The organism is Loktanella sp. DJP18, assembly GCF_049310965.1.
Taxonomy (GTDB): Bacteria; Pseudomonadota; Alphaproteobacteria; order Rhodobacterales; family Rhodobacteraceae; genus Loktanella.
In genome coordinates, this window is record NZ_JBMERN010000393.1 from 1 (window position 1) to 640 (window position 640).

At 55.5% G+C, this 640-nt stretch carries 1 protein-coding gene; it reads right to left on the reverse strand.

Going from position 1 to position 640, the window contains the following annotated elements; translation table 11 throughout:
* Nucleotides 1-387 precede the first annotated feature (387 nt).
* Nucleotides 388-528 (reverse strand): metal ABC transporter permease, encoded by a 141-nt coding sequence (locus tag ACOI1H_RS26095; RefSeq protein WP_422441270.1) that lies wholly within the window; start codon nt 526-528, stop codon nt 388-390.
* Nucleotides 529-640: the final 112 nt, after the last annotated feature.

Here is a 640-nt window from a genome sequence, read left to right on the forward strand (position 1 = left end):
TCGACAGACCCTCGGCTGACAGCCGTAAAACATCTCGGATCTTCCGCATCGGCATTCTCTTCATCAGGCTTCCTTCGTGCCAAAAGGGCGGAAGGTAGCCGGTTACAGATTGCCTCGCAGCAGCACGTCACAGGGGTGGCCGGATGCTCCGGAGTCAGTGACCGGATGACCCCGGAATACGCATGCTGACCTCTCATGAACTCGGCCAGCGCCCTGGCAGCGTTAAATGCGCCCATTGGATTGCGCTATAAAAGAGCCAACTTGGCTTGCCCTAATCAGGCCGATTTTAGGCGAATTTTCCATCGATTGTACCATTCCAAGCTTTCTCGGCCCTGATACCGCCTCGCCGGACCTTCGCTGACGGACGCGTTGGTCGCATCGGTCAGTTCATCGACGAGGACGCGCCGCTGCAGCCGGAGCAATCAACAATGCATCGATCAGCGCAACGCCTACGACCTTCATTACGACGACGATAACGATCGACAAAGCGTCATCCCCGCAAATCAAAAGCCAACTGTGACAACTCACATTCAGACTGGCCAGCGATTTGGGCGACCCTATCGGTTTGCGAACTTTATGAAGATGGTCAGCCCTCCAACCTTACAAAACTTTATAGGTGCCGTCAGGACGCCGACGATGC